Here is a 25,946-nt window from a genome sequence, read left to right on the forward strand (position 1 = left end):
GCGTCCGTAGCAAATGCTACGGACAACGCGTCCTGGTAGTTTTACCGAGTTTCAGGGAGAAATTTGGAATGGGAAAGAGTGAATTTAAACTTCTGTTCTTTTCCCATAATCCCTCCAACCCCGAAGGGGTTCAACCTCAATAGCCCCGCATGCAATGCGGGGAACCAATGCAGGAAACCGGGACTGTAGGATATCACGTCATCCCCCAATCACCAGGGCTTCCACCCATCCCCTCCCGCCAGAATCCGTTCCGCTGTATAAGTCTTGGCCTGAGCTGCCGTTAACTGTTTCGACCATTTTGCCCGTTCTGTGGTTCGGGCTCCCGGTCCCCGGCTCTGGAATTCAGCGTATAGCACGGTTTGTTCATTTTCCGGGTTTCGCCAGTTATCCCAACCCACGGGCAAAATATGGACTCCCATTTCCGTACGGATAAAAATCGTCTTCGCCTGCGGTCGCCAGGGACGACCCAGGTATACTTTCGTAGCCGACGGGTCGGCAGTTAGGGTACAATCCAGAAACGTAAATCCGTACGTTTGATAGGCAGGTGTGGCAGCGGCAGTGATATACGAATCCGACAAACTTTTGATCGTACAGTTCTGAAAAACGGCCATGCACTTACCAAAAATGAAGTCCGTCGTTCCCTCAATCTGACAATTCAGATAATACTGACGAGTTCCTTCCCGGGCGGCATACAGCGTATCCTGATTTCCCAGCAACACGCAGTTTCGGCAGATAAATCGATCGCCCTCTACGTGCAGGGCTACGGCCTGTCCTACCCGACCAGCAGTATTACGAATCGTCAGATTTTCCAGGATAATGTCAGGAGCATCCACCAGCACCGTATAGGAAGTATAGGTACTGAATTTATCCTTCCCCATGGCGTCTTTACCACCCGGATACGCTTTACCCGAGAAATCATCGCCCGTAATAATCACCCCTTCCTTGCTTTCACCCTGAATGTGAATGTTCGGTTTCCAGGAAGGAATGACGAGTTTTTCAGCGTAAACACCATTTTTAACGAATAGCCTGACCCGCACCTGCGAATGATCGCGAAAGGAATTAACGGCCTCCTGAATGGTTTTAAAATCTCCACTGCCGTCGGCAGCTACGGTAAAAGAGCTTGGGTAGGTTACGGTTTGAGCCTGACTTACGTACGCCAGCAGGTACAGAAAGACAAAAATCAGAATTCGTTTCATCAGATTAGTTGGAAGAAGAGAATACCCGTCGCAGAAAGCCATCTATGTAAGCCAGCGTTGGCGTAAACCAGGGTTCAAAAAACAGAAAGGTATGCGGGGCATTTTCAAACGTATGTACCTCGGAGTAAATGCCGTGCTGATTGAGAACGGCGATAAAGTCATCCCGTCCGGCGTGCATTCGGGCTACTGAACTGTTCAGAAAGAGTGTCGGCGGGGTTGTAGGCCCCACGTATGTTAAAGCCGACCCCTGTTTCCATAAGTCCGGTTTTTCCGTTTTCGAATACCCAAACCAGTACGTAGCCGCCGAGGTAGACTTTGAATCATCCCCTTCGCCCGACTCCGGATGAATGAAGGCCAGAATTCCATCCAGATCAACAATAGCCTGAACGTTACTGGAATCCGAACTACCTGAGGCATCAAAGGCGGCGTTACCGTTCGTAGTGCCGATCAACGCTGCCAGTTGCCCACCCGCCGAAAACCGAGTACGGCAATTTTCCGTGGATCAATCGCATAGCTTTTGGCGTTGCGGCGAATCCAGCGTATCGCTGCTTTCAAGTCATGAACGGCGGCAGGATACAAAGCTTCGGTCGATAAACGGTAGTCGGCCGTTACGGTTACGTACCCCCGAGCGGCCAGTTGTCCGGCCAGGGTATAGTTATGCGAACGGTCCCCCGACTGCCAGCCCCCCCCGTGAATCATCAGAATGGCTGGTCGGAGCTTCCTGGAGGTGGGGTGAAATACCTCAAGTTGCAGTTCCCGCCCCGCAGGGGTCCGGGTATACGTCTGTGCAGCTGTTTTACGAACGTTAACTGGTAAATCCGGAGGAGCTAGTTGTAGCTCAGGATGGTGTTTCACCTCTTTGGCAAAAGAACCTGCGATGCTAAAGCTGGTATCCCGACCGCCCGTAGGCCCCAGCTGAGCCCAGCTCGTTCCAACGAAAAGATTACTCAACAGAAGCAACAAATACCGGCTCATCGTTTATCCGTGGTTAAGGGATTCCAATGATCCTCACCCGCCAGAATCGCTGGAATCTGGCAGGTTTCGGCTTCTGCTTTCGAAAGCTGCCTGGCCCAGGCAACGCGACGTTTCGGATTGGCTCCCGGTCCTTTGGAAGCGTATTCAGCGTAAACGACCGTCTGTCGGGCCTGCGGTTTATCCCAATCGTGCCAGCCTTCTGCCCGAATGTGTTTCCCTAATTTGCAGAACAGAAAAACCGTTTTCGCGTAATCCCGCCAGGGCCTTCCCAGGTAGACGGTACCCACCGGATCGTCGCCCGTAAGTTCGCAATGCAGAAAGACCAGGCCATAGGGTTTACCTTCCGGCGTAGAGGCTGCCGTGACGTAAGGTCCGTTTTGTTTGCTGTGAATGGTACAGCGATCAAACACCGCTGTCGCCGAACCAAAAATGAAATCGATGGTCCCTTCGATGTAACAGTTCTGGTAATACTGCCGTCCGTACTGACCCGGCATACCCAGGTACAACGTATCCTGAAAACCCAGAAAACGGCAGTTGATAAACGCCGCCCGGTCGCCGGGAACGAATACCGCCACGGCCTGACCTACGGGGCCGGAGCTGTTGGCAAAACTGAGATTCTCGGCCCGAAAATCGTTGGCTTTCACCGTAAAACTACTCGAATCGAAGGTTCGGAAGGGTTTCCCCGAAGGGCTGATCTTGCCGTTGTAATCATCGAACGTTAAAACCGTGGTTTGGGCATTTTCGCCGATCAGGGTGACGTGATGCTGCGTGGAATCGAGTAAGAGCTTTTCCTTGTAAACTCCTTTTTTAATTCGAATCGTTATGGGCTCGGTATTGGGACTGGGTACGGAAGTAAGGGCTTCCTGTACGCGTCGAAAGTCACCGCTCCCGTCCTGAGCCACGATAATCACTCGACGTTGGCACCAGCCTGACCAACTTAACAGTACCAGAAAAATAATTAGTAGATAGCGGTTCATGAGTTTTGTTAGGGTAAGGGTTCAACACGAAACCAGTCCACATCAGCGTATCCGGAATCATTGATCTGGGCCGTTCGCGTACAGAACAACCCCATCTTGGCTCCAATCCAACGGCCTACCTCCGCCTGAAATTCGGCTCCGGCTTTTGTGTACTGCGTTCCGTCGAGACTGTAACTAAACTGACACCGGGCTCCGGGGCGTACTTCCAGTCGCAGGTACACGGGTTGTCCGGCCTTTAATGAGGTAAGATATTTTTCGCTTTCCGGCTGATTGTCCGCCGCTTTTTCACAGACCGCTGATACGAGTTCAATATCCTGTTTCTGGCTCTTTAAGTAGAGGCTGGCGTAACGTAAGCCCATCACTACCAATCCCGCTTTTTCATTTTCGAGCTTAGTATTGGGCGTGAACGTCAATTTAGTCGTAACCTGAAACGCTTCCGCCGGAAATTTTTGCAGGAGTACGTTCGGAACACTCCACAGATTCCGGGCCTCGGCAGGAGCCTGGTAGGAATACAGTCGCAGAAAACCTTCCGGCTGTAGCATGTGCCAGATGCCCTGCGGGTTGGCCTGCCATTGCCACTGTCGCCCGAGGGTCAGCTGATTGAACTCATCCGATTCAGGTGGCGTCGCTTTGGGGTAAGTCTTGCCTACATTCGGTTTCCGGTGGTTTAGTACGGGCTCGCCCTTGCCGTCCTTGTCCGCATCCATGCCAATGACTGGCCAGTCGTTTACCCACTGCATGGGTTGCAAATGCACGATTCGCCCGTAGGCTCCTTTGTCCTGAAAATGGATGAACCAATCCTCCGATTTACCCTTAACGGGAGGCGTAGTTACCCAAGCCCCCTGGTGCGGCCCATTGATGGGCGACTTTCCCTGATCCATGACCACCCGCCGTTCGTAGGGTCCGTAGACGTTTTTCGAGCGAAGCACCAGTTGCCAGCCTGTGGAAACACCTCCCGCCGGAGCAAAAATGTAGTAGTAGCCGTTTCGCTTGTAAAATTTAGGCCCTTCCACCGTCGGGTCCAGGGCATGTCCGTCGTAGACCAGCACGCCTTCATCCCGTACCTTCGTTCCGGCGGCGTTGAGTTTTTTAACGGTCAGGACACTCTTGATGCCGGCCCGACTCCCCGCCCAGCCGTGTACGAGATAGACCTGTCCATCGTCGTCCCAGAGCGGACAGGGGTCAATCAATCCCTTTCCGGCTTCCACCAGCACGGGTTCCGACCAGGGGCCCGCCGGATTTTTAGCTTTGGTCAGGTAAATACCAAAATCAGGGTCCGGGTAATACAGGTAAAATTCATTTTGGTGAAAGCGTATTGCTGGAGCCCAAACGCCATTGCCGTGCTGAGTTTTGGAGAAATGATCGAAAGGCGGCTGCCGTCGCAGGGCATGGCCAATCAGTGACCAGTTGACCAGATCCTTCGAATGCAGAATGGGCAGGCCCGGAACGGCATCAAAACTCGAAGCCGTCAGGTAAAAATCAGCTCCCACCCGGCAGACGTCCGGATCGGAGTAATCGGCGTGTAATACCGGGTTTTTGTAGGTTCCATCCCCCTGATCCGCCACCCAAACGGTTGACAGTTCAGCCGAAGGTTTGACCTGTGCCAGGGCTGACAAACCCAGCGACAATCCGGCGGCTAGTAACGTAATTTTTTGCATAGACCTAAAAATAGAGTACCGGGAGAAGATGCCTAACGGCTGGAATTGAGTTGATCCATTTCCAGAGCCAGCAGAATAAAAGGGCCTACCGATTTGGGATCGTTATCGCGTTTGGCTTCCTGAACGTAGTAGGTGAAAGTCCCCGAACGGTAAGGTGTACCGCCCAGCCCTGCTCCCGCACAGGCATCGGTGATGGCCAGGGTACCATCCGATTCTGTCCGAATTTGATGGGTAAGAATTCCCTGATAGGCTTTCCTGCCAGCCTTCAAAGCAACCTCGGGGGCATAACCCTTCCGACCCGCTTTCACGAGAAAATAAGCCAGCATGGTAGAGGCCGAAGATTCCAGGTAATTACCGGCTTTCGGTCCGACGTCCATCACCTGATACCACAGCCCCGTATCGGAATCCTGGTAGCGTTGCAGCGTTTCAGCCAGATTTCTGGTAATGCGAAGAATGTCCGTTCGTTTGGGATGATTTTGGGGGAAATAGTCCAGTACATCCACCAGCGTCATGGCATACCAGCCCAGTCCCCGCCCCCAGACGTGCGGCGAGCGGCCCGTCAGGGAATCGGCCCAGGCCTGCGTACGGCTCTCATCCCAGCCGTGTACGTAGAGATTCGTACCGGGCTGTTTATGATGCTGATCGATCAGGGTAATCTGTCGGGCTACTTCATCGAAAAGTTCGGGTTCTCGAAAGGTTTTGGCGTACTGAGCCAGAAATGGGGTCGCCATGTACAACCCATCGAGCCACATCTGGGAAGGGTAGCGTTTCTTGTGCCAGAAACCGCCCTCACTCGTTCGGGGATGCGTCCGCATCTGGTCCCGTAACATCGCCAGAGCTTTTCTGTACTTCTCGTCACCCGTCTTTTCGTAGAGTGCAAAAACGAACTTGCCGGGATTGACCCAGTCAATGTTGTATGATTCCAGGGAGTAGGTTTTGATGGTCCCATTGGGCTGAATCATGTCATCGGCGTACTCCTTGATGTAGGCGTAGTATTTGGCGTCGCCCTGTCGTTTCCAAAGTTTCTCCAGCGACGTACAAACGAGACCGTGACAGTAATTCCAGCGGGGTTCTTTCGAGAAATCCAGCATCCAGCCCTTCGGATTTCGCTGCATGTCCGAATCAGCCATCCGAACGGCCCAGTCGAGCGGCGTTGAAGTTTGGGCGTTCAGTCCGGTAATAGCGGCCAAGGCAAGTAAACCAATTCCCAGGGATCGAATGAATGCGGGCATCATCAGGCGTTTATCAGGTTCCTTACAACGTAGACGGAATCTGCTGCCCCTTTCCCTTTTTCAAGTTCATGAATTATTGGGGATATACGTGCCAGAGGCATCGCTTTCCCTGGAAGAGGATGAACTATTACCGCTGCCCCTCTTCCATTGAATCGGCAGAAATCATTCTTTCAATTTAAAATTACCCGGATGAGGAGCTGACAGTACGTGCGTCGTATACAAATCGGGATGGCCGAAATCCGTGATGGTGTATTTAATTTGTTGAGTATTGGATTCCGTAATCTGGCACGTGTACCAATCCTGATGCATTTCATCAAAAAAGCACCACCGCTCCATCAAGACTCGCAGGCCATTGGTTTGCAGGAAGTTTTCGGCCTGTCGTTCGGTATCAAATACGTGTAAAGAGTATTTGAACAACGTGTAGGCCTCAAACGGGCCGGTTTCGGAATGAGCCCTTACAAAACCCATCAATTCATCATCTTCTTCCCGTAGTACGGCTTTAAATTCCATGTCATCTATTGTTTCCAAGAGCAGTAAAACTAGTTAATGGACCTGATCAGCCCCCTTTTTCTCGAATTGCGAACGAGTAATCCGGTACAATACGTGCTCCCGTAAGGGATGACCCACGGGCAGTTTGGGATGCTCAAAATTCTTCCCCGGCTGCATACCCAGCCGTTGCATCAGTCGGTACGAGCGTACGTTCGCCGGAACGGTAAAGGAAACGATTTCCGGCAAATGCAGGCGTTCAAAACCATCCCGCATGGCTGCCTGAGCGGCTTCGAAGGCGTATCCTTTCCCCCAATAGTCCCGGGCCAATCGCCAGCCAATTTCAACGGCTGGCGTGAAAGGAGTCTGAAAAGGTACGGTTGCTAACCCGCAGAAGCCTAACAGCTTTCCGGTCTTCCGTTCTTCCACCGCCCATCGGCCCCAGCCGTGCGTTTCGAAATGATTTACGAATCTATCCATTAACCCATCACTCTCGGTACGGTTGAGGAGGGCTGGAAAATGGAGCATGACTTCCGGATCCGCGTTCATGGCCGCAAAAGCTTCCTGATCAGATTCCTGCCAGGGTCGTAGGCATAGGCGGGGCGTTTTTAAAGAAAATGCATTCATTGTTTCACCATTAATTAAATCATGACCCACTAGCATGAAATTAGTGTTGCACGTAGATTCCTTACTTTAAACTTTTTGGCTACTTAGTTGCCGGAGCATAAATTACCTTATCAAACGGGTGGATTAAATAGCGTTTTAAAAGTAAAAGCAAAGGGCGTAGGTCCGTGCTGATTCAGACAATCAAGCCGCTGCCGGGCCTGTTCGACCGTGGGCAAAGAACCCGACTTAATCCACCATAAAGCTAGCGTTACGGACTTAATTTTAGCAAACCATTCCCGCCGACGTTTCATGATCGTGGCGTGATCCGACCGGTACGTATACGCTTTCAGCGTTTCTATATCTTCCCAAACCGAAAGATTAATGAGAATCATCGGATCCTCGTATGCCTGAATAGACGTCGCATCTCCCGTATCGCTTTGCAACCGCCAGACAAAACCAGGACTGCCATCGGCTAAGGTGTTAAGAGGCTCCACACGGGATGTATAGTCGGCCAACTCGGCACTGTCGAAGGGAGCTAGTAAGCGAACGATGTTTACTTGAGCTAATTGATGCGAAATCATCTCTGTGCTACAAAGCGATTGAATAAAACGCCAAATTGTTTCAAAAAGCATCTCCTCTTCAAGTATTCTCGGAATGAACTGGTCAAAAACAGGAATGAATTGTAGGCAGGGTCGCCCTGAAATCGTAGAAATTACTTGTGCAACTGAACATAAAAAACCGCCCTTAGAAGCTAAAGACGGTTTAAATAATCACACCTAAACTACCGCTAGGTAGTTGCTCTTGATTCATTACTGTTTTTTGATCGGGATACTCTTAAAACGTGGGTAGGTATAGACTTTCTTCCGCTCATTTTTTAAAAATACGTTTCTATCACCTGATAAGAAAATAACGTATATGCTATGAGATATATAAATGATTGTATGGGATGACTAGCTAAACTAGACAAACGGACCTGGATTGAAAGTTGAACAGATTTGTTAAATATCGTTGAATTCCCAAGAGCGAACTGCGGGTAGAATAGTTGGAATGATAGCGGTCATTCATAAGGTGTAACAGATTAAGGTAGAACAAGTATTTGTAGGAGTAGGTGTTTTGTACTTGCAAAGGAATAGCTTTACTGTAGCTAGATCAATAGTACACATTGATAATTTTGTGTAGAATTACTTGTACAGCTAATGGATTAATACTTAAAAGAAAATCAGGCATTTGCATGAAATAAGTGGAGGCGTGACTTCTTTTATACCGCCAAAGGGTTTAAACCGAATTATTTTTTGAAAGCAAACGAAAAATGCGAAAAGTCCTTAAATTCCATGGCTTCGTAAACCTGCGTTGGTTTGTGTTTTTATCCCTTCAAAAGAAAGTAGTACGCATGCAGTCAATTCTGCCATAACCATTGGCCGGGCGGGCAGTGATAGAGCTTTTTAAAACCACGCCTGAAGGCCGAAATACTTCGCCCCGTCAGATAGGCAAACGGTGTGAGGGAGAGGTTAAACCAGAAGTTTTGCTCCGTAAAGGAGGCCCGTTTTATTTTATGCGGTTTCGTAAACTCAAAGAGCAGGCTTTTACGTTCGGGCTGAATTTTCAGTAACACCAGCAATGCTTCTTTGAGCTTTCGTTTCCCCAACGCTTCGTCGGCCGTATCAGCCAGAGATGAATACGCCTGCAGGGATGCGATCAGGTTATGATACAGGAGGATAATCCTGTAGCGTCAACAGCGGGGACGCATCTACTCGTCGACCCGACCATATCTATACGCACTGCTAAATTCCTGAAGCAGTTCCTGGCTAAAGGTCAAAAAATGGCTTTGTATGTTTCGTTGGTGCGGCAAAATTCGGTACCCGCGGGTGAGGCTCTCGTATTGTATCGTCCCATTTTATTTGTTATACAGCTCACTTTTCGTTTCTATAAAAAATCAGGCATCCCTTGATTGAAAGAGATGCCTGTAAGGATAATACGGCGAAGAATCTACGGAATATCTACCCTTGAAACCGTAAACGGCAATACGGGTGGCGTTGAACCCATACGACGGTTCAGTTGCCCATTTACCACCAGGAAGTACGGTCCGGCTTTGGCCATGGTGGTATTAAAGAGCAGGTTTTGGCCAAAGCCCGCTCCTACCGTTCCTTGCACGTAATCGTTACTGAGGGTGACTGGAAAGAGCTGATTAACGGCGTTTCGTGATACATATAAGGTATGATGCTCCAGCCATAAACCATCGCCCGCCATGACCGGTGTGTTGAGCTGAATTTCCGAAATGGCCTTGGTAGCCGTGTCAATCCGGTACAGTTTACCCGAGGTAGAAACCACCAGAATGAGGTATTTCTGATCATCGGTTAATTCGATTCCGTTGGCATTGACACCCGTCGCAGCAAAAGGAATTTGATCCTGAGTGAACGTCAGCCATTTTTCCACGTCACCCGGCTGATTGGTCGAGACGTCGATGCGATAAAGGTGTTGGTTTTGAGAATCCGTGAAGTAGGCGTAGCGATCGCCAAGAATCACATCGTTGACAAAACCCGTAGCCGCAAAGGAAGCAAGATCCCAGTTTTTCAAGAGGCTGCCGTCGGGATTAAGCACCTGGATTTTGTTCTGCGTACCGCCACAGACCCATAAACGCCCTTTTGCATCCAGTTTCAGTCCATTACAGGTCGGACGGTTGGCCACAGCTCCGCTGGAGAAGAGGCTGGTTGCTCCCGTTTGTACATTTACTTTTAGAATGTCGCCAGTGCCGATGCTTCCTACGTAAAAGAAGCCGGTAGTGGAGTCATAGGCAATACCTTCGGGGAAGAAGTTGTCTCCCGGAATGGGATACCGTTCCAGGCTGACCCGGATGGCCCCCTCGATGTGGTCTTTGACGCAGGCGGCTACGAGCACGACAAAGAAAATTCCTAACAGAGCAGAGTAACGATTCATACGCAGGAATTGAGTGGTTGTTTAGGATACCAGGAACTAAAAGAATCATGCTCAGGATTTTAAACCTAAATTACCCTTAGCTGAGCCCCCGGCGTTCGCCTCAGAAGCCACTACACCCTACGTAACGGATGGTAAAGAAGCCAGCTTTCTTCAAAAGAGCCCCGATCTACGATCAGGAATTACACAACTCGTTTGATTTTTCACGGCTACAGGCCAAAACATTTTATGGGTGAGGTTGTTATTTTACTTGAACTCCACACACGAGTAGCTTCTAATCATTCAGCCCTTCCGATTACTTCAACCAGGCTATTTTAGTGAGATAGAGTCTTTATACTCAGCACAATAAGTATTTTTCCAAGCCTTGTCAAACTAATACTACAGTTAATAACAAGTACTACTATTGTACAGCTTTTTTCACTACTATACTTTTGTAGTATCATTAAAGGCAACTATAAAGCAACGACACTTCTTAACTCCTTGCTTATACCTGCACAGCTTTAAAGATAGGCTCTCAATTTAGTATTGATAATTGAAAAGGTGTTCTGCATAAGACTTTGTCTTAACACAGAATCTTAAGGTTACTTGTTTGGCGGCAAGTAACCTTTTTTTATCCAGTACTAACCCGTAGTACGCTTCCATCCGCGTCTGTAGCAAACTTTACTTTTAAACCGAATTATTATTTTGTCTCCGTAGGAATTAAAATCAATACTTGTCGCTTCTACCCATCATTCTATTTTCTGCTAGTAGATACAGAACTTTATACGTCATCAGCTTAGTTTAATTAATCCTTTTTACTTAGCTATAAAAAAATAAGATTACCCCAACTGGATAATCTTATTTCGGTTGAATCTATACTTTTAAAAGGAATTTAATACCCTTTATTTTGGTACATCCCTTCCGGATTGAGTTTGTTTTCATCGAAAGGAATGGGATAGTATTGATCCTTGGTACCAAAGTTGGAAAGACGGGCCGTACCGAAATTCGCCTGAGACTTACTTCGCATATAGGTCACCAGTTCGTCGATGGTAAAAAAGCGTAGCAGATCAAACCAGCGTTGGTGTTCAAAGGCCAGCTCTACCCGGCGTTCGTGCAAAAGAGCCAGTTTCAGCGTTGGAAATTTGGTTCGGTAGTTTTCCTGCTCTTTCATCGCGGCGTACTTCGGACGATTGGCCCGTTCGCGTACCATATCCAGATACGTAATGGCCGTCGCTTCATCCCCGAGATACACATGCACTTCGGAAAGCATCAGGATCACATCGGCGTAGCGGAGCAAAATCCAGTCATTGCCCCCGTAACCGTTTACGCCCGCCCCGGCACTCACATCCCGGAATTTGGTAATGAAGTAATCTTTAACGGCCGCATCATTGGCGAACTTGATCGAAAAATCCTTCCGCAGATCGCCTTCTTCGTATTCCAGCACCAGATCGCGGGTTACGTTACCGCCGATGCCCGTACCGGGTTTCAGCGAATTGATCGTCTCGCCCTTGGCTTGCGTATTGGCCGCAATACTGGAAGAGAAATTGATGTCGCCCTGCCGGTTCACAATCTGGAAGATGATTTCCGGATTGGTGGATTTCTTGGTCACATCAAATACATCGGCGTAGGGAATGTCTTTCAACTCCTTGAAGGTCCGACGATTGTAGGCTTCCATCAGATTGGTCTTGGCCAGATTCAGGTTAGCCGTTCGATTAGTCGCGTCGAGCGTGGTCGCCATGGTCAGGTACACTTTTCCCAGCAAAGCAAAGGCGGCTACTTTCGAAACGTGCCCTTTCCCCGACAGCGGCTGATGATCGGGCAGCGTACTAGCGGTGGCTTCCTTCACATCGGCCACAATCTGTTCGTAAACCTTTTCTTTTTTCTCACGGAAGGTGTTGGCCGCTACTTCCTCCGTCAGCAGTAATTGCCGCGTTACCAGGGGTACATCGCCCCACTTCCGTACGAGCTGAAAATAGAGGAAGCCCCGAATGAACTTCACTTCAGCCTGGTAGTTCGCCTTCGTTTCCGGATTGGCGTAGCTAACCTTGTCCAGGTTGTCGAGCACCTGATTACAGCGGGTAATGGCCTGGTATAGGTTCAGCCAATGCCGTTTCAGGTAGGTATTACTCGGCAAAATCGAGAAGTCATTGAACTGAAAGGGTTCTCCGGCGTTCGACTGGTTGTCGTTTCGGCCCGTATCATCGGAGCGTTCGTCGGTATACAGGCCGCTGTTTTCGCCAACGGTCTCGGAACTTCGTAGATACTGGTACACGCCGTTTACCGCGAGTTTCACATCATTTTCCGTCTGAAAAAATACGGCGGAAGGAATGGCATTCGGATCACTTTCTTCGAGAAAACTCTTCGAGCACGAACCCAGCCCCAGCAGGAGCGATAAGCTCAGAATAGAAAAATATGTTTTGTTCATCGTTGTATGTCTTGGAAATGGGAGGGAGTCTGGTTGGAGCAGTTTGAGGTTGGCATGGGTTTGATCAGGTTTGAGTTTGTTTCAGGTTTGAAGTTTCAGTAAGTGTAAAGTTTGAGCTGGTATAGGGTTTGACTGGATATACGGGTCAAGACGTTACCGGTTAAAAGCTGAAACTCCCGTTCTGATCCTTGACCACAACCCTACGCCGACCTCTTCTTAAACCCGTTCAAACCTGTATTAAACCTCCTCAAACTTCTATCAAACACCCTCAAACTCTTTTTCAAACCTCCTCAAACCAGTTTTAAAAACTCAGTTTCACGCCTACGTTGTACCCCCGAACCAGCGGGTATTTTCCGTAATCCACACCGGGGGTAAGGTTTGCTCCGTTGTTATAATCTACTTCGGGATTGTAGCCTTTGTATTTCGTGAGGGTAAAGGCGTTGTCCACCGATACGTACAGACGGGCGTTGCTTAAGCCTTTGTCACTGAGCCACTTTGAGGGTAAACTGTACCCTAGCATCAGATTGGTACAACGCAGGTACGAGCCATCCTGCAAATAGAAGGTCGAGAGCCGCGTACTGTTGCTTTGTGTACCGCCCCGGGAAGCCCGGAAAATTTTGCCGTTGCCCGGCTCGGCCTCCGAGCGATACCGTTCCTTCACGATGGAGTACTGGTTGCCGGAACCCTCCATGTTGAAGAGGTAATAGTCCTGGCCATCGAGTACTTCATTTCCGTAAGAACCGTTAAAGGAAGACGAGAAATCAAAGTTTTTGTAGCTGGCCGTCAGGGCAAAGCCGTAGATAAACTTCGGATACGGCGAACCAATCACCCGCTTGTCGGCATCATTCACTACGCCATCACCGTTGACGTCTTCAAAGTACAAATCGCCCGGTTGCAGGGGGTTACTGGAAGCGGTAGAACGGGCCGGGCCTTTCAGTTGATACCCGGCCGGGAACGACTGCGTCGCGGAATTGTAGTTGGCATTGTCGATGGCCAGATTTTCCATGTCCGATTCGCGGACCATACCTTTCACCTTAAAGCCATAGAACATCCCAATGGGTTGACCCTCCTGCGTAATGTGCGTCAGGTACGACCGCTCGGCACCATTGGTAATGATGGTACTGGCTCCACCCATGTTCAGTACCTTGTTGCGGTTTAACGAAAAGTTTCCACTCAGGTTCAGTTTGAAATCAGGGGTTGAGATCACCCGGCCATCGAGTTGCAGATCCAGGCCTTTGTTTTCCACGCGGGAATCACGAAGGTTGGTCAGAATGGTTGAAGCTCCGGAAATTGCCGAAATGGGTTGATTGAACAGCAGATTAAACGAGCGACTGATGTAGTAGTTGGCAATGACGAAAAGTCGGTTGTTGAACAGTCCCGCATCAACACCAAAGTTGAATTGCGAAGTCGATTCCCAGCCCAGTCGCTGATCCCGGATCCCGTTCGTCCACATCGCCGTTTCGATGGCATTACTCCCGAATACAGCCCCACCTGGACTCGCCATCACCTGCTGGTAGTTGTAATTCCCAATGTTGTTATTGCCACTCAGACCCCAGCTGGCCCGTAGTTTGAGCGAAGAATTTTGTCCCAGAAAATCATTGTAGAAATTCTCTTTGGAAAGATTCCAGCCCGCCGATACGGAGGGGAAGGTACCCCATTTATTGAGTGGACCAAAGCGTGAAGAACCATCCCGGCGGAAGGAAGCCGTCAGGTAGTACTTCTCATCGAAGTTATAACCCACCCGAGCCAGGTACGAAAGCAAGGTCCAGGTGTATTTTTGCGTACCCAAATCACCGCCGACGTTCAGAAGGAAGTTGGTGGGATCGGCTCCCTTTCCGGTAATTTCCTTGATGCGGTCGTTTTGAAAACCCCGGGCCGAAACGCTGATGACATCCCCTTCAAACTTCTGAGCCGTATACCCCGCCAACGCGTCGAGGCTGTGTTTACCAAACTGACGGTTGTAATGCAGCGTGTATTCAGCGAGTCGGTCCACCTGAGCGATGGTACGGGCCGTAGCCGTGGCGGCGGCAATGGCCTGGGCTGAACCTGGAGCATTGTTGCCACTACTCAGACTCGTGGGGAGGTAGTACTCGTACTTTTCGTTGTAAGACTGCATCCCCAGATTGATCCGGGCCGATAAGCCCGGCAGCAGATCATACGTGGCATTTCCGTTGTAGGTACTCCGCGAGCCCCGGCGACGAATAATCGTTTCCATCGCTACCGCCACGGGGTTTTCAACTGTTTGGTAAGCGTAGAGGGGTCCCTGGGAAGAGGATTCAAATTTGGACAGCGTACCATCGTCGTTGTACGCCCGGAAGTACGGAGCATAGATTAAAGCACCCAGAATCGGCCCTTTATCAAAACGGCCTTCTTCCACTTCGCGGTTGGTATTGGAAGTCAGGGCCAGGTTTGCTCCAATCTTCAGGCGTTTGTTGACCTGAGCATCCAGGTTGGCCCGCAGGTTCATGCGTTCCTGTCTGGTACTCACAATGATCCCTTCCTGATTCAGATACCCGCCACTCAGGGCATAGCGAACATCCTTGGTACCACCCGAAAAGCTCAGGTTATGCCGCTGTACGGAGGCCGTCCGGTAGAGTTCATCCTGCCAATCCGTATCGTACTTCGGTTTGATCATTTTCTGGTTAGCGAAGTCATAGATCTCCGCCGGAATACTCACGCTACTGGCGTTTCCCACCCGGGCAATCCGCGTCGCGTTGTTATCGGAAAACATGGCGTCGTTCCAGGTTTGCCCCGAATTGCGAACCAGATCACGGTACGAGTTATTGTGGCCATCGATGTGAAGCTGAGCAAACTCCTCGGCGTTCAGCAGATCCACTTTTTTGCTGAGTTGGTTCAATCCAAACTGGTAATCGTAATCCAGTCGGCCCTTGCCTTCCTTGCCTCGTTTGGTGGTAATCAGTACAACGCCACCGGCTGCCCGTGAACCATAAATGGCCGCCGAAGCCGCATCTTTCAGGATGTCAATCGATTCAATATCATTAGGATTGATGAAGACATCGGGTCCAGCCGGGTAGCCATCAATGACGTACAGCGGATCCGCACTGGCATTGATGGAGCCGACGCCCCGTACCCGAATTTTGGTACTGACGTAGGGAGCCCCACTCACCTGCGAAATCTGGACGCCGGCTACTTTCCCAACCAGGGCTTGTCCAACCGTGGGCGTAGAAAGGTTCAGTTCCTTCGCTTTTACACTGGAAATGGCCCCAGTTACGTCGCTCTTACGAACGGTCTGATAACCTACGGCCACTACCTCGTTGAGCTGACTGGCGGATTCCTGTAACTGTACATCAAGAACCTGCCGATTGCCCACTACTACTTCCTGAGAGACGTAGCCGATGAAGGAGAACACCAGCGTACTGCCCTCTTCCACTTCGAGGGTATACTTCCCCGTAGCGTCGGTAACCGTACCCCGGGTGGTGCCTTTGCTGGTCACGGTTACGCCCGAGAGGGCTTCTCCTTTTTCATCACGAACAATACCCGTGATTTTGACCAAGGCTCGTGAGGAGCTAGGCCGGGGCTCCAATGTTCGGGAGAAAGCATCGCTGGTAGTTGCCAGAACCACCAACAGGCAAAGCGGACTCAGGAGCGTCGCCGCTTTACGCAAGGGAAAAGATACACGTTTCTGCATGTATAGTGTAGTAGTTGAATGTGCTGAAAACAGGCCATAGCCAGCGGTTCTGATTCAAGAGAATCAGAGGACTTTAGCTAGCTCAAAGGGTTGGTTAGTAAGAAAAAATGGCGGATACTAGTAGTCGAACGTTACCCAGTGAACGTTCTCTTGTTTGGATGAAGTCACCAGAATTCCCTCTCCGTTACGGGTTAAGGTAAACCCTTCCAGTTCATCGGATTTATCAAAGTCTATTACTTTCAACACGTGTTCTTTTCCCTGGGCAAGGGATTGATTCAAATCCAGAAAAGTCAGTCGCCAGCGTCGGCCCTCGATCTGATTTTGAATCAGTACCAGAATATTTTTATCCGGGATGAAATGGAGATTTTGTACCCAGGGCGAACAGATAAACTTTTTGTAAAGAACGCCCGGATCGGAAGTTTTTATGGCCTTTGTCAACGCCTGCGGATCATACAACCGGACTTCGTTGGCCTTATTCCCGTAATCAGCCGTGGCTACGTACCAGCGGCCCTCATACTGTACGTACTCCGGACGAGTCCCCTGAATGCAGGCATCATCTTCAATGGTACGGATGAGATTTCCCTGGAGGGTTCCGCTCTGGAGTAAGCCGGCCCAGTTTACCTGATAGATAACGGCTTTCCACTGCGTTCCTTCGGGATTAAGTCGAATGCTGTTTCCGATGAATACCGGTTTTCCGGGCTGATAGGCGATGCCCGTTGGGTGATTGATCAGGTCTTTAGAATCAATGCTTAGCTGTACTTCTTTTTGCGTATACTGAAGTTCGTGGTCTTTCAATATATACTCCCGAATGATTCCTACTTCCCGATCGCCGTAGAGGTACACGTTTCCATCGATATAACTTACCCCCTGCCCTGCTCCCAGCGAATCAATGGTCATTGATTTTTGGACCTGCACCGACTGACCGTAGGCCGCGAATGCTCCCTGTATCATCAAAACCAAACTCAATACCTTCTTCATTCCTGCAAAATAAAGGTCGCTAGATTACCCTAAAACCACGCGAATGTTATCTAATTATGAAGCTAAGAGCTGATTAAAACCGATATTGAATTATCCGTACGATCTTTTGTTTTTTTATTTCTATACGTACTAAAGATGATGGCATTTATACAAAACAGGGCAGGCTCCGGGCGATTGATTTCCCGGAGCCTGCCCCCCATTTAAACTAGAACGTACCTTAAATCAGTTGTAAGTGCGGACGGATCTGGATGGAAACCACGTCGCAGCGAAGCGGTTGGGTCAGGATATAATGCACGGAAACCGCAATGTCTTCTGCTCTCAACATTTCTCCCGTTTTCTGTTTTTCGCGTTCTTCTTCGGGCGTAGTCGGCTGCATGTCCGAGCCTACCGCTCCGGGTTCAACCAGACTTACTTTGATGCCGAGTTTATTGACTTCTTTTCGTAAACTTTCGGCAAACCCTTGGATGGCTGATTTGGTAGCCACGTACACCGAACTGCCTTCCTCCCGTACATCCGCACTCATCGAGCCAATCAATACGATGTGGCCTTTTTGCTGAGGCTTCATGCGGTTCAGAGCTTCTTTGGTCGTTGCCAGATAGCCCATTAAATTGGTTTCGATGACGTATCGCCACTCTTCATCGGGCATTTCATCAATAGAACCCGCTGCCAGAGCCGCCGAGTTAATCAGAATATCAAGTCCGCCCAGCTGCTGATCTACCTGCTCAAACACCTTTTTGATGTCATCCGGCTTCGCTGCGTCGGCGATGATGCCTTCGGCTTTTCCGCCGGCTTCCCGAATGGCCGTTAGGGTTTCGTCCAATTGTTCCTGATGGCGTCCAAAGGTGAAAAGCGTAGCTCCGTAGGAGCCGAGTAAAATTCCAATCGCCCGACCGATACCCGTTGTACCGCCCGTTAGCAGAATACGTTTTCCTTCCAGGCTTTCTACCCGGGTGTGTGCTTGCGTAGCTTGTTGCATTGTTGAAAATTATCTAACGTGAGTAAATAGAATTTGACCTTACGAACGTGACCACTCCAGCCGTATTTGCTGGTCGCCCTGTACTATAAATTCCTGATACTGGCGGGTTTCGTCCTGTGGCTGCATGGGTTCCTCCGTTACCGAATCAAAAAGCTGGATAAGTGGAAACGACCTACCCAGAGCGATTACCCGAAACCGACACGTAAACCCGGTTACCCCGCCCAGCCGGAATAATGCGTATCCCTGGTGTGGACTTACAACGTCGTATTCCGCGTGGTAGATGGGATATTCGCAAAACACCATCACCGGCATCGGGTCGAAACGTTTATACGCATACGTAGTCAGGATGTACGGCAAAGCTCCTCCGTATACTTCCTGGCCTACCGAACCCGCCTTTTGTAGTCCGGTGGGAATGTCCTCCAGCGGAATGGGCAATTTCGGAGCAATGTGCCCCTCCCGCGGTTTTTCACTGATCATGTCGGGAGGTAATTCCGTTGGGAAATAATACTTTCCACGATGCAACAGATACTTGAAGTACTCACTAAAAATCTGCCGGATGGGAGCCGGGACATCGCTGCCCAATTCCTTCAGGTAATTGAGTACGGTAGCAAAAATTTCGGCTTCTTCGTAAGCGGCCAGGTATTCGGCATCCCGCAAGGGAGCCACGCCCAAAAGGTACTTCGGTATTTACCCAGGCCAATGCTACATTCCCAAACCCACATGCGGGCAATGAGGTTAGCAATGCTGAGTTTACTTAACTTATAGTACAAGTGATTACCGGTTAGTTTCCACAACTTCACCAGGGTCAAAGCACTCATCATGGTAATATTGGACTGGTACAGCAAATCAAATCCCTTGCCGATCAGCCTTTCCGCTGAATGAATTGCTTCGTCGAGGTACACCGTATCGCGGGTCATTTCATAAGCCTGAAGCATGATGTGGCAGTAGAGTCCGGGCGTATCCAGCTCACCTCCCCTACCTTCACTGGTTTCTGCTTTGAGTACTTTCAGGCTCTCGGCGTGGTAAAATACGGGCCACTCGTACTTGAAATGATGAGCCGCATTCCTAACGTACTGGAGCGATTTCAGGAACAGGTCTTTCGCCTGCATATCGCCATGCTCGGCCAGCCGTGCCAGATTCATGAGGATATGAACGAGGTACCAGGAATCGATTTTATCCGGGTCTTCCTCTTCACTCAATTCCTCCTTTTTAAAGGTTTCGCCGGGCAACCAGCGAACAATCGTTTCCTTTTGTTCATCGTAAAAAGAAGGAATGCTTTGTCGCAGCCTTTCTACTAATTCCACCGGCTCGCCCAGCCACTGCTGGTACTCCCAAAGCGGTACCAGAATCGCCAGTTGCACCATACTTTCGGGAGGCTTTTCCGTGGAACCTACGTAGGCATTAACGTAGAATTTATTATGGATCTGACGGCCGCATTCACCATCTTTGGTTAACGCTTCAACGGTTCGCTGGGAGGCCTTGGGCCAGTCGTAATACGCCGTTTCGGGTTTCTGTACGTGAGGATAGATGAGTCCAATCGCCTCTAAAAACTGTTCCGCTCCCTCAAATTCATCCGTAGGAATGACTTCATTCAAATATAGAAACGCATCGCTTAACGTAACTTCCTTCTCCGCGGGTAAAGGCTGTTCGGCCGCTGGTAAGCTAAAACCCAGCTCCGGCCATTGGGCCGATACACAGCCATTGGGTTCAGTTTGCGTTACATCTCCATATTCGTTTAAAGAAGTCAGGTTCTGAAAGTAAAAAAAACTACCTTCCAGCGGTTCCGTGACCGAAGCATACACCAGACCCGCCGTAGGTCCGCTTTGTTTGATGTACATCTTACCCGCAGTTTCCATGGGATCATTGTCGGCGTTGAGGAAATAAATATCCCGGGGAAAGCCCTGTACGGTGAACGCTTGCCAGGGTGTCAGTCGGGTGGTATACCGTAACAAGCCGGACTCGTAGATTTCCAGGTTAATACGGAAAAGTCCCAGAGACCCTTCTACTTCCCATTCAGCCGATTGTTTGTTCTTCCTGAGGTTGCGTACGTTGCCCGTCAGGTGCTGATCATAACAGGTACGAATGGCCAGTTTTCCTTTATTGGGAAAATCATAGAATAACCAGAACGAGTGGTCATCCAGGGCCGTCTGTAGCTCTCCCTGGGCCCAACGAAAAGTCGTGGCTTCTATGCTCGCTTGCTTCAGTTGTTCTTTCACCCCTAACGCCCACTGTGAAACCTGTTCGGTACGAACGAAGGGCTGCCCAAAAGCATTTTTGTCAGTAGTCAGCATAGCTTGTATACTTGCTTATGTAATTACAAAAAGTGGGGATCGATGCAAACGTTAAAAAAACATTCCCTGAAAAAGCGTGACTTCTTCAGGGAATGGATAACCATTTGATGCTGAATGTGACGGCGAAAAAATATAGTCGCTCAAGAGTACCTTACTATCGTATACGTTAAAATGGCAATGAGCTGTTTTGGGCTAAACTATCCACAATCTACAGGTACTTATACCCTGAATCAGGTGGGTAGGAACGAAGGTGTGTTCGTAGCTTTAAAAACTGAACTGGGGGTCCACGAGAAAATCTTCCACCGCCTGCTTTCGAAACATCAGCAATACTTCGGTACCCACCTTTTCTTTAGAAACCACGACGAGCCGAATTTTCAATAACTGGCTTAAATCCTTGATGATGATTAACCCCAAGCCCAGTTGTGAGGGCAGTGCCTTACCCGCCTCTTCCAGACTACGGGATTGCGGTTGGTTGAACCATTTCACTAACTCCAGAGGCATTCCCGGACCCGTATCCCGAATGGACAAATGAATTTCTGATTCCATCTCCAAGGCTTTTAGGGTGACGTGGCCATTTTTTGTGCTGCGGATGGCATTGTCCAGCAAATTATGAATAATGATGGCCAATAATTCCGGATTGCTCGTGACGCTCACCTTATTTTTTACCTGGTTTACGACGACTGTACCATTCCTTCGGGCACTGTCCTGAAAAAATGAAATTTTATTGGTCAGAAGATCACGAAGATTAACCGCCTGCAACGATACACTCCCTGACTGCTTCATCTGGGGTTTTACGTATTCCAGCAAATTGTTGATCAACTGCTGAATTCGATACGTCGAATCATAAATTCCCTTGGTCATTTCCAGCATGGTTGCCGAAGTACCTTCTTTCTGGAAATGCTGGTATACTAACTGATTTAAATCGACAACGTATCTTAACGGTGCTTTTACATCATGACTGATGGCCGCAATGATATGGTCCTGAATGAATTTTCGCCAGAGCAGCTCCTGTTGGGAGTTCTGTACGAGGGCGAGCATTTGCTTAATTTCGCTGGTTCGTTCGGAAATCACCGCCTCCAGGTTACGATTTTTCCTTTTTAGATACGAGGATCGAAATTCAATGATTCCATAAATGAATAGGATTGAGGCTATTCCCAGACCTATCCAAAATCCTATTTGCAGATACCAGGGCTTCTGGATGATAACGGTAAGGTGGCAAACGGAATAATTATCTCTACCAAAACCATTGATGAGTTTAACGGAGAGCTTGTAAGTACCCGGACTTAAATGGTTAATCTGAAAGGTTTTATCCCCCCCGTGCAACGTATTCCAGGTTTGGGGTTGTTCATGGTTATCGGTAAATGCATAAGCAAGGCGAAGGTTATTGGCATTGCCGAAGTACGGCGTAGTCACGTGAACCGTCAAGGGCGTATGATTTGGGGGAAGAGTTATCGTGTCCGAAGCCAGGAATTGCGTTGTACCATCCCTACTGATGCGATCGATAAGTATTTGACGTTTTGGCAATTCGGGTTGGATCTTCTCCGGTTCAAACCAAACCAGGCCATTCAAAGTAGGTAAAGAAAAGAAACGATCCTGAACCCTTAGGCCGCAGGGTTCACACCCTCCGTTAAATTCGTTGATACGAAATCCGTGTTCTTTGGTATAATGATGATAATAGATTTCTCCATTAGTCTGTCCTTGGGCAAAATCGAGTAAGTCCTGTTTAGCAGCCTGAAACAAGCCTTTATTAGTCGTAATCCAAAGATATCCCTTGTAGTCCTCCATGATACAATGGGCCTGGGCCAAATGTTGCCGGGGACCTAATGGAAGATTCGTGACTTTTCTTTCCTGGATTAAATAGATTCCATTCTCAGCCGTGCTTACCCACACTTCTCTGGCTTTGGAGCAGTGTAAACTTCGAACGTAGATGTCTTTGAATGCAGGTACCCAGTTGACCTTCCGGGAAGGAAGGTCAACGTTGAAAAGGCCCGCGTACGTACCTACCCATAGTTTATCCGTTTTTTCATGAAGAAAATAGGACACGCGAACATTCGGCATGTTGAGGTAAAGCTGGGGTACCTCCTGCTGTTGCTCCAGTTGAAAGACTCCATGCCCATCGACCCCAATCCAGAGTGGACCCGTTTTGCCCTGATATATACAGGAAATGTGGCCGGGAAGTTGCCACTGCTTCAGGAGACGATCTCCGGTTGCGTTAAATTTATAAAGTTTATTTTCATAGGTAGTCCAGATGTTCTGATGGTGATCCTGGGCCATCATATACCGATCGGATTGGCTTTGAGCCAGAGCGGTTAACTGCCGGATTACGGTACTTCGGCCATTGGTTCGCATGGCCACCCCCTTGCTGGTTACTACGCTGGAATCCTGGAATAAAGACTGAGCATAGAACACATTCCTTTGACCGCCTTCTTTCACATGCAGAGTTTGAAAATCCATTCGGGTGCATACATAAAGCCCCTGACTTAAACTTCCCAGAAAAACCCGTTTATGAGCTGAATCGTAGTATAAACTGGAAATGTTGATTAACGAGAAGTCAAAGTCTTTCAGAATCAGCTGGGTCTTTAATGCATTGGTCGTTTTACTCAGTTCGTACAAACAACCATTGAGGTATAAAAAGGCCTGATCCGCTGCGTTGTTCCAATACAGTTGAATAGCCTGCTTTTGCGTTCGGTAAGCTGAATTGTGGAGAATATCTCCAGTTAACGGAAAGATCCGGGGTTGTTCTTCACTGACCAGCAACGTTTTCCCCTCAGGTTGAAATTCGAACAAACTGGTCCCCAGCCTGAATACGTGTTTGAAGTCCTTGAATTGTTTTTTTAGACTATACGCTTTTTTCCAGTGTACATACGCATCCAGAGAGGTATGCGTACATAGAAAAAAGTTGCCATTTTTCATGGGAATTAGATACTTGCGAACAGTATCTAACATGAAATAATTATCGGGTAAACCGGTAGAAATGCTTAAAGGGAAAGAGGCTAACTGGGGCTTAAGATGCGGACGATAATACGTCTGTTTCGCATACGTCTTACCGTTCTCAATTTTTATGAACTCACTTTTTGCATTGATGGCAAACAAACTTTTCCCATCGGATGCCAGGTCCGGATATAATGACTTAAAACGCTGACTACGGGTATGAAAAGAGGTATAAAACTGTTGACCGTCAAACCGTACCACGCCCGCTTCCGTTGTCATCCAGAGAAATCCTTCTGCATCACGGGCAATACTCTTTACACTGTTTTGGGGTAAGCCATTATCATCCGTATAATGATCGATGTGAAACGTTTGTGCACACCCCGGTATACGCACCAGTACGCCCCAGCCAATCAGCCAAACAATGAATATTCGAAATAACATGATACCAGAAAAAAAGCTGGAGCAACTACGCTGTTTAATAGTAGCGTAGCTGCCCAAGCTTTGTAGAAAAAAGGACTATACAGCGACCGGAGGCGTCCCCTGAAGCACTCGCATGGTTTCAATCAAAGAGACGATACTGTTCACTCCTAATTTATTGAAAACCCGGTTTTTAACCGTACTGATCGTAGAAATATGCAGGTTGAGCTGACGCCCGATATCAGCCGGACCATAGCCCTTAACCAGATAGTGTAAAACTTCTTTTTCCCGGTCCGAAAGGTTTTCTAAAGGATTATCGTGCATTTCCTCAGCCTGATGTAACAGCTTATCAATACTAACCTGCCGCATCTGAGGACTTAAGTACTTCTCATTATTGAAAACTGTTTTTACTGCCAGTAGCACCTCTTCCTGGGCAGAATGTTTAGAGATATAACCTTTAGCACCAGCTTTCAGGCAAGGTAAAGCGTAGACCTTTTCGTCATAGGCAGAAAAAACGAGGATACGAGATTGTTGTTGTTTATAGAGAAAGGTTTCCAGCATTTTAATTGAGTTACCCCCCGGAACATTCAGATCCAGTATTAGCATATAGATGGGCACTGTGCTATAGTAATGCAGTGCCTGTTCATAGTCATTGCACAGGTAAACGTTTAGTTAGGAAAGTTAGATTCTAACAAATACTTAATCCCTAAGCCTACAACGGGGTGGTCTTCACAAATGAGGACATTTTTCATAAAGGAATTGGACACGAAAAGTTAGGTGGTGATAAATATATCAAGATAGATACGTCTCCATTCTTGAAGACCAGGGTGTGGGGTAGTTTCGTATAATGCCTGCCGGACTGTGCAGATCTTGGCGTATATAGCTTTTTCATAAACAGTTTACCTTAATTTTTTAGGGTAAGTACTATTTAGAGAGCATAATCAGATCAATGCAATGTATGTAAATGATATCTTCCTCAATTCCGTAGGAAAATACCATTATAAGCGAGAATATATCGCCTTTTTATCAAATGACAACAAATTTGATAAAGAAAAAGTCTTTGGATGGTACGGAGGAGAAAACGGCTCAAGAGGCGTACTGGCGGCATGATAATTGATCGTTAACCTTGTTGAAAATTTGCTTGAGACTAGTGGCAGATAGACCTCTGATGAGCAATTCTACGTAACGAAGTTAACTAAGCAATTGTTAATAGTACTCTATAAATTATCAAAGTGGGCAAAATAGTGACTGAAAAGGACACTTAAAAAGGATTCTTCTATGAGTACTCCTAATCTTTAAGCCATTGTAAAAATTCGGATGCTCTCGCTTTACTAACGATGATGGGCTGAGGGCTGGATACCGTCAGGATAACTGTTAATTTCCGGGTAAAGCTACGTTCCACATGTTGTACTTTTTGTCGCGGAATGATATACTGCCGATTAGCACGAAAAAAATCACGCTCCGACAACAGGTCAAGAAGCTCATCTAGTGTCTCACGAATTTCATACTGCTGACAATCTGTATGAATGTGAGCGACATGATTTCTTGTGTATATAAAATTGATTGCAGAAGGCTCGATGGGAATCAGCCGATCACGGAAATGTACAAATATAGTCTTCGAGCGGCTCATGTCCTCAAGAAAGGACTGTTGAGAAAAGACACTTTTCAGTGTCTCCACCTTTTCCAGACTCTTCCCTAGCTTTTCTTCTTCTATGGGCTTTAACAGATAATCGATGCCATTGGTCTCAAAGGCCTCCAAAGCAAACTCATCGTAAGCGGTACAAAAGATAATAGGTGCTTTTATCAATAATTCTTTGAGTAGATGAAAAACCTTACCATCAGACAGGATAATATCAGCAAAAATGAGATCCGGAAGCTCATGCGTGGCAAACCACACGCGAGCTTCTTCAATAGACTCCAGAATAGCACAAACGTGAATATCACTCCGTAGATTCTCCAGGGATTGTTTCAGTTCATTCGCTGCTTTCCGTTCATCTTCTAAAATCAATACATTCATGGTGCTCAATCAGGACTAGTAAGATAACTAAAGTTGCCATTATTGCTTAATTATGTATCAGCGAATAGATGGTAACCGTAATTTTCTATACATTTTGATTCAATTATTCGAAAACAGACCCTCGAATTCTGATAAAACCCAATTCAGAAATTTTTGATCAGATGATCGCATAATAGAAAGCGAAGTACTACTATATGTAAATTTTGATATTTTTCAAACTGA

General features: G+C 48.1%; 18 protein-coding genes and 1 pseudogene. All 19 read right to left on the reverse strand.

Annotated features, from left to right (window positions below; all coding sequences use genetic code 11):
• Nucleotides 1-209: 209 nt before the first annotated feature.
• The 19 genes and pseudogenes from BWI93_RS07115 to BWI93_RS07205 all read right to left on the reverse strand — a co-directional run bounded on the left by BWI93_RS07115 (nt 210) and on the right by BWI93_RS07205 (nt 25,724).
• Complete coding sequence (locus BWI93_RS07115) at nt 210-1,196, reverse strand: pectinesterase family protein (protein ID WP_094809744.1); 987 nt, start codon at nt 1,194-1,196, stop codon at nt 210-212.
• A 4-nt stretch (nt 1,197-1,200) separates the two neighbouring features.
• Nucleotides 1,201-2,171 (reverse strand): annotated as a pseudogene (locus BWI93_RS29475) (alpha/beta hydrolase fold domain-containing protein).
• On the reverse strand, nt 2,168-3,148 hold the full coding sequence (locus BWI93_RS07125) for a pectinesterase family protein (protein ID WP_094809594.1): 981 nt from the start codon (nt 3,146-3,148) through the stop codon (nt 2,168-2,170). The pseudogene BWI93_RS29475 and the gene BWI93_RS07125 overlap by 4 nt, the downstream one beginning before the upstream one ends.
• A gap of 8 nt (nt 3,149-3,156) precedes the next feature.
• Complete coding sequence (locus tag BWI93_RS07130) at nt 3,157-4,806, reverse strand: glycoside hydrolase 43 family protein (protein ID WP_094809596.1); 1,650 nt, start codon at nt 4,804-4,806, stop codon at nt 3,157-3,159.
• A gap of 32 nt (nt 4,807-4,838) precedes the next feature.
• Entirely contained in the window at nt 4,839-6,038 is a 1,200-nt protein-coding gene (locus BWI93_RS07135) for a glycoside hydrolase family 105 protein (protein ID WP_094809746.1), read from the reverse strand.
• Nucleotides 6,039-6,200: 162 nt separating this feature from the next.
• A complete protein-coding gene (locus tag BWI93_RS07140) occupies nt 6,201-6,548 on the reverse strand; it encodes a hypothetical protein (RefSeq protein WP_094809598.1) in 348 nt (115 codons plus the stop codon).
• Between the two features lie 33 nt (nt 6,549-6,581).
• The gene (locus tag BWI93_RS07145) at nt 6,582-7,151 is read right to left on the reverse strand and encodes a GNAT family N-acetyltransferase (protein WP_094809600.1); all 570 of its coding nucleotides are present in this window, start codon (nt 7,149-7,151) and stop codon (nt 6,582-6,584) included.
• Between the two features lie 110 nt (nt 7,152-7,261).
• Entirely contained in the window at nt 7,262-7,711 is a 450-nt protein-coding gene (locus BWI93_RS07150; protein WP_094809602.1) for a DUF3291 domain-containing protein, read from the reverse strand.
• A gap of 815 nt (nt 7,712-8,526) precedes the next feature.
• Nucleotides 8,527-8,775 (reverse strand): hypothetical protein, encoded by a 249-nt coding sequence (locus BWI93_RS07155; protein ID WP_094809604.1) that lies wholly within the window; start codon nt 8,773-8,775, stop codon nt 8,527-8,529.
• 341 nt (nt 8,776-9,116) lie between these two features.
• Nucleotides 9,117-10,064, reverse strand: a complete 948-nt coding sequence (locus BWI93_RS07165; RefSeq protein WP_094809608.1) for a hypothetical protein — start codon at nt 10,062-10,064, stop codon at nt 9,117-9,119.
• An 868-nt stretch (nt 10,065-10,932) separates the two neighbouring features.
• A complete protein-coding gene (locus BWI93_RS07170) occupies nt 10,933-12,465 on the reverse strand; it encodes a RagB/SusD family nutrient uptake outer membrane protein (RefSeq protein ID WP_094809610.1) in 1,533 nt (510 codons plus the stop codon).
• Between the two features lie 301 nt (nt 12,466-12,766).
• The gene (locus BWI93_RS07175) at nt 12,767-16,114 is read right to left on the reverse strand and encodes a TonB-dependent receptor (protein ID WP_094809612.1); all 3,348 of its coding nucleotides are present in this window, start codon (nt 16,112-16,114) and stop codon (nt 12,767-12,769) included.
• Nucleotides 16,115-16,231: 117 nt separating this feature from the next.
• Complete coding sequence (locus tag BWI93_RS07180) at nt 16,232-17,092, reverse strand: hypothetical protein (protein WP_094809614.1); 861 nt, start codon at nt 17,090-17,092, stop codon at nt 16,232-16,234.
• Between the two features lie 217 nt (nt 17,093-17,309).
• Nucleotides 17,310-18,068: an SDR family oxidoreductase gene (locus BWI93_RS07185; protein WP_094809616.1), complete on the reverse strand. Its 759-nt coding sequence runs from the start codon at nt 18,066-18,068 to the stop codon at nt 17,310-17,312.
• A gap of 39 nt (nt 18,069-18,107) precedes the next feature.
• Complete coding sequence (locus tag BWI93_RS28630; RefSeq protein ID WP_255157764.1) at nt 18,108-18,734, reverse strand: hypothetical protein; 627 nt, start codon at nt 18,732-18,734, stop codon at nt 18,108-18,110.
• On the reverse strand, nt 18,656-20,359 hold the full coding sequence (locus BWI93_RS07190; protein WP_255157765.1) for a glycoside hydrolase family 88 protein: 1,704 nt from the start codon (nt 20,357-20,359) through the stop codon (nt 18,656-18,658). The genes BWI93_RS28630 and BWI93_RS07190 overlap by 79 nt, the downstream gene beginning before the upstream one ends.
• Before the next feature lie 264 nt (nt 20,360-20,623).
• The gene (locus tag BWI93_RS07195; protein ID WP_094809618.1) at nt 20,624-23,731 is read right to left on the reverse strand and encodes a two-component regulator propeller domain-containing protein; all 3,108 of its coding nucleotides are present in this window, start codon (nt 23,729-23,731) and stop codon (nt 20,624-20,626) included.
• Nucleotides 23,732-23,806: 75 nt separating this feature from the next.
• Complete coding sequence (locus BWI93_RS07200) at nt 23,807-24,367, reverse strand: response regulator transcription factor (RefSeq protein WP_255157766.1); 561 nt, start codon at nt 24,365-24,367, stop codon at nt 23,807-23,809.
• Between the two features lie 628 nt (nt 24,368-24,995).
• Nucleotides 24,996-25,724: a LytTR family DNA-binding domain-containing protein gene (locus tag BWI93_RS07205; protein WP_094809623.1), complete on the reverse strand. Its 729-nt coding sequence runs from the start codon at nt 25,722-25,724 to the stop codon at nt 24,996-24,998.
• Nucleotides 25,725-25,946 lie beyond the last annotated feature (222 nt).

Origin of the sequence: Siphonobacter sp. BAB-5385, assembly GCF_002261125.1 — a bacterium.
Lineage (GTDB): Bacteria > Bacteroidota > Bacteroidia > Cytophagales > Spirosomataceae > Siphonobacter.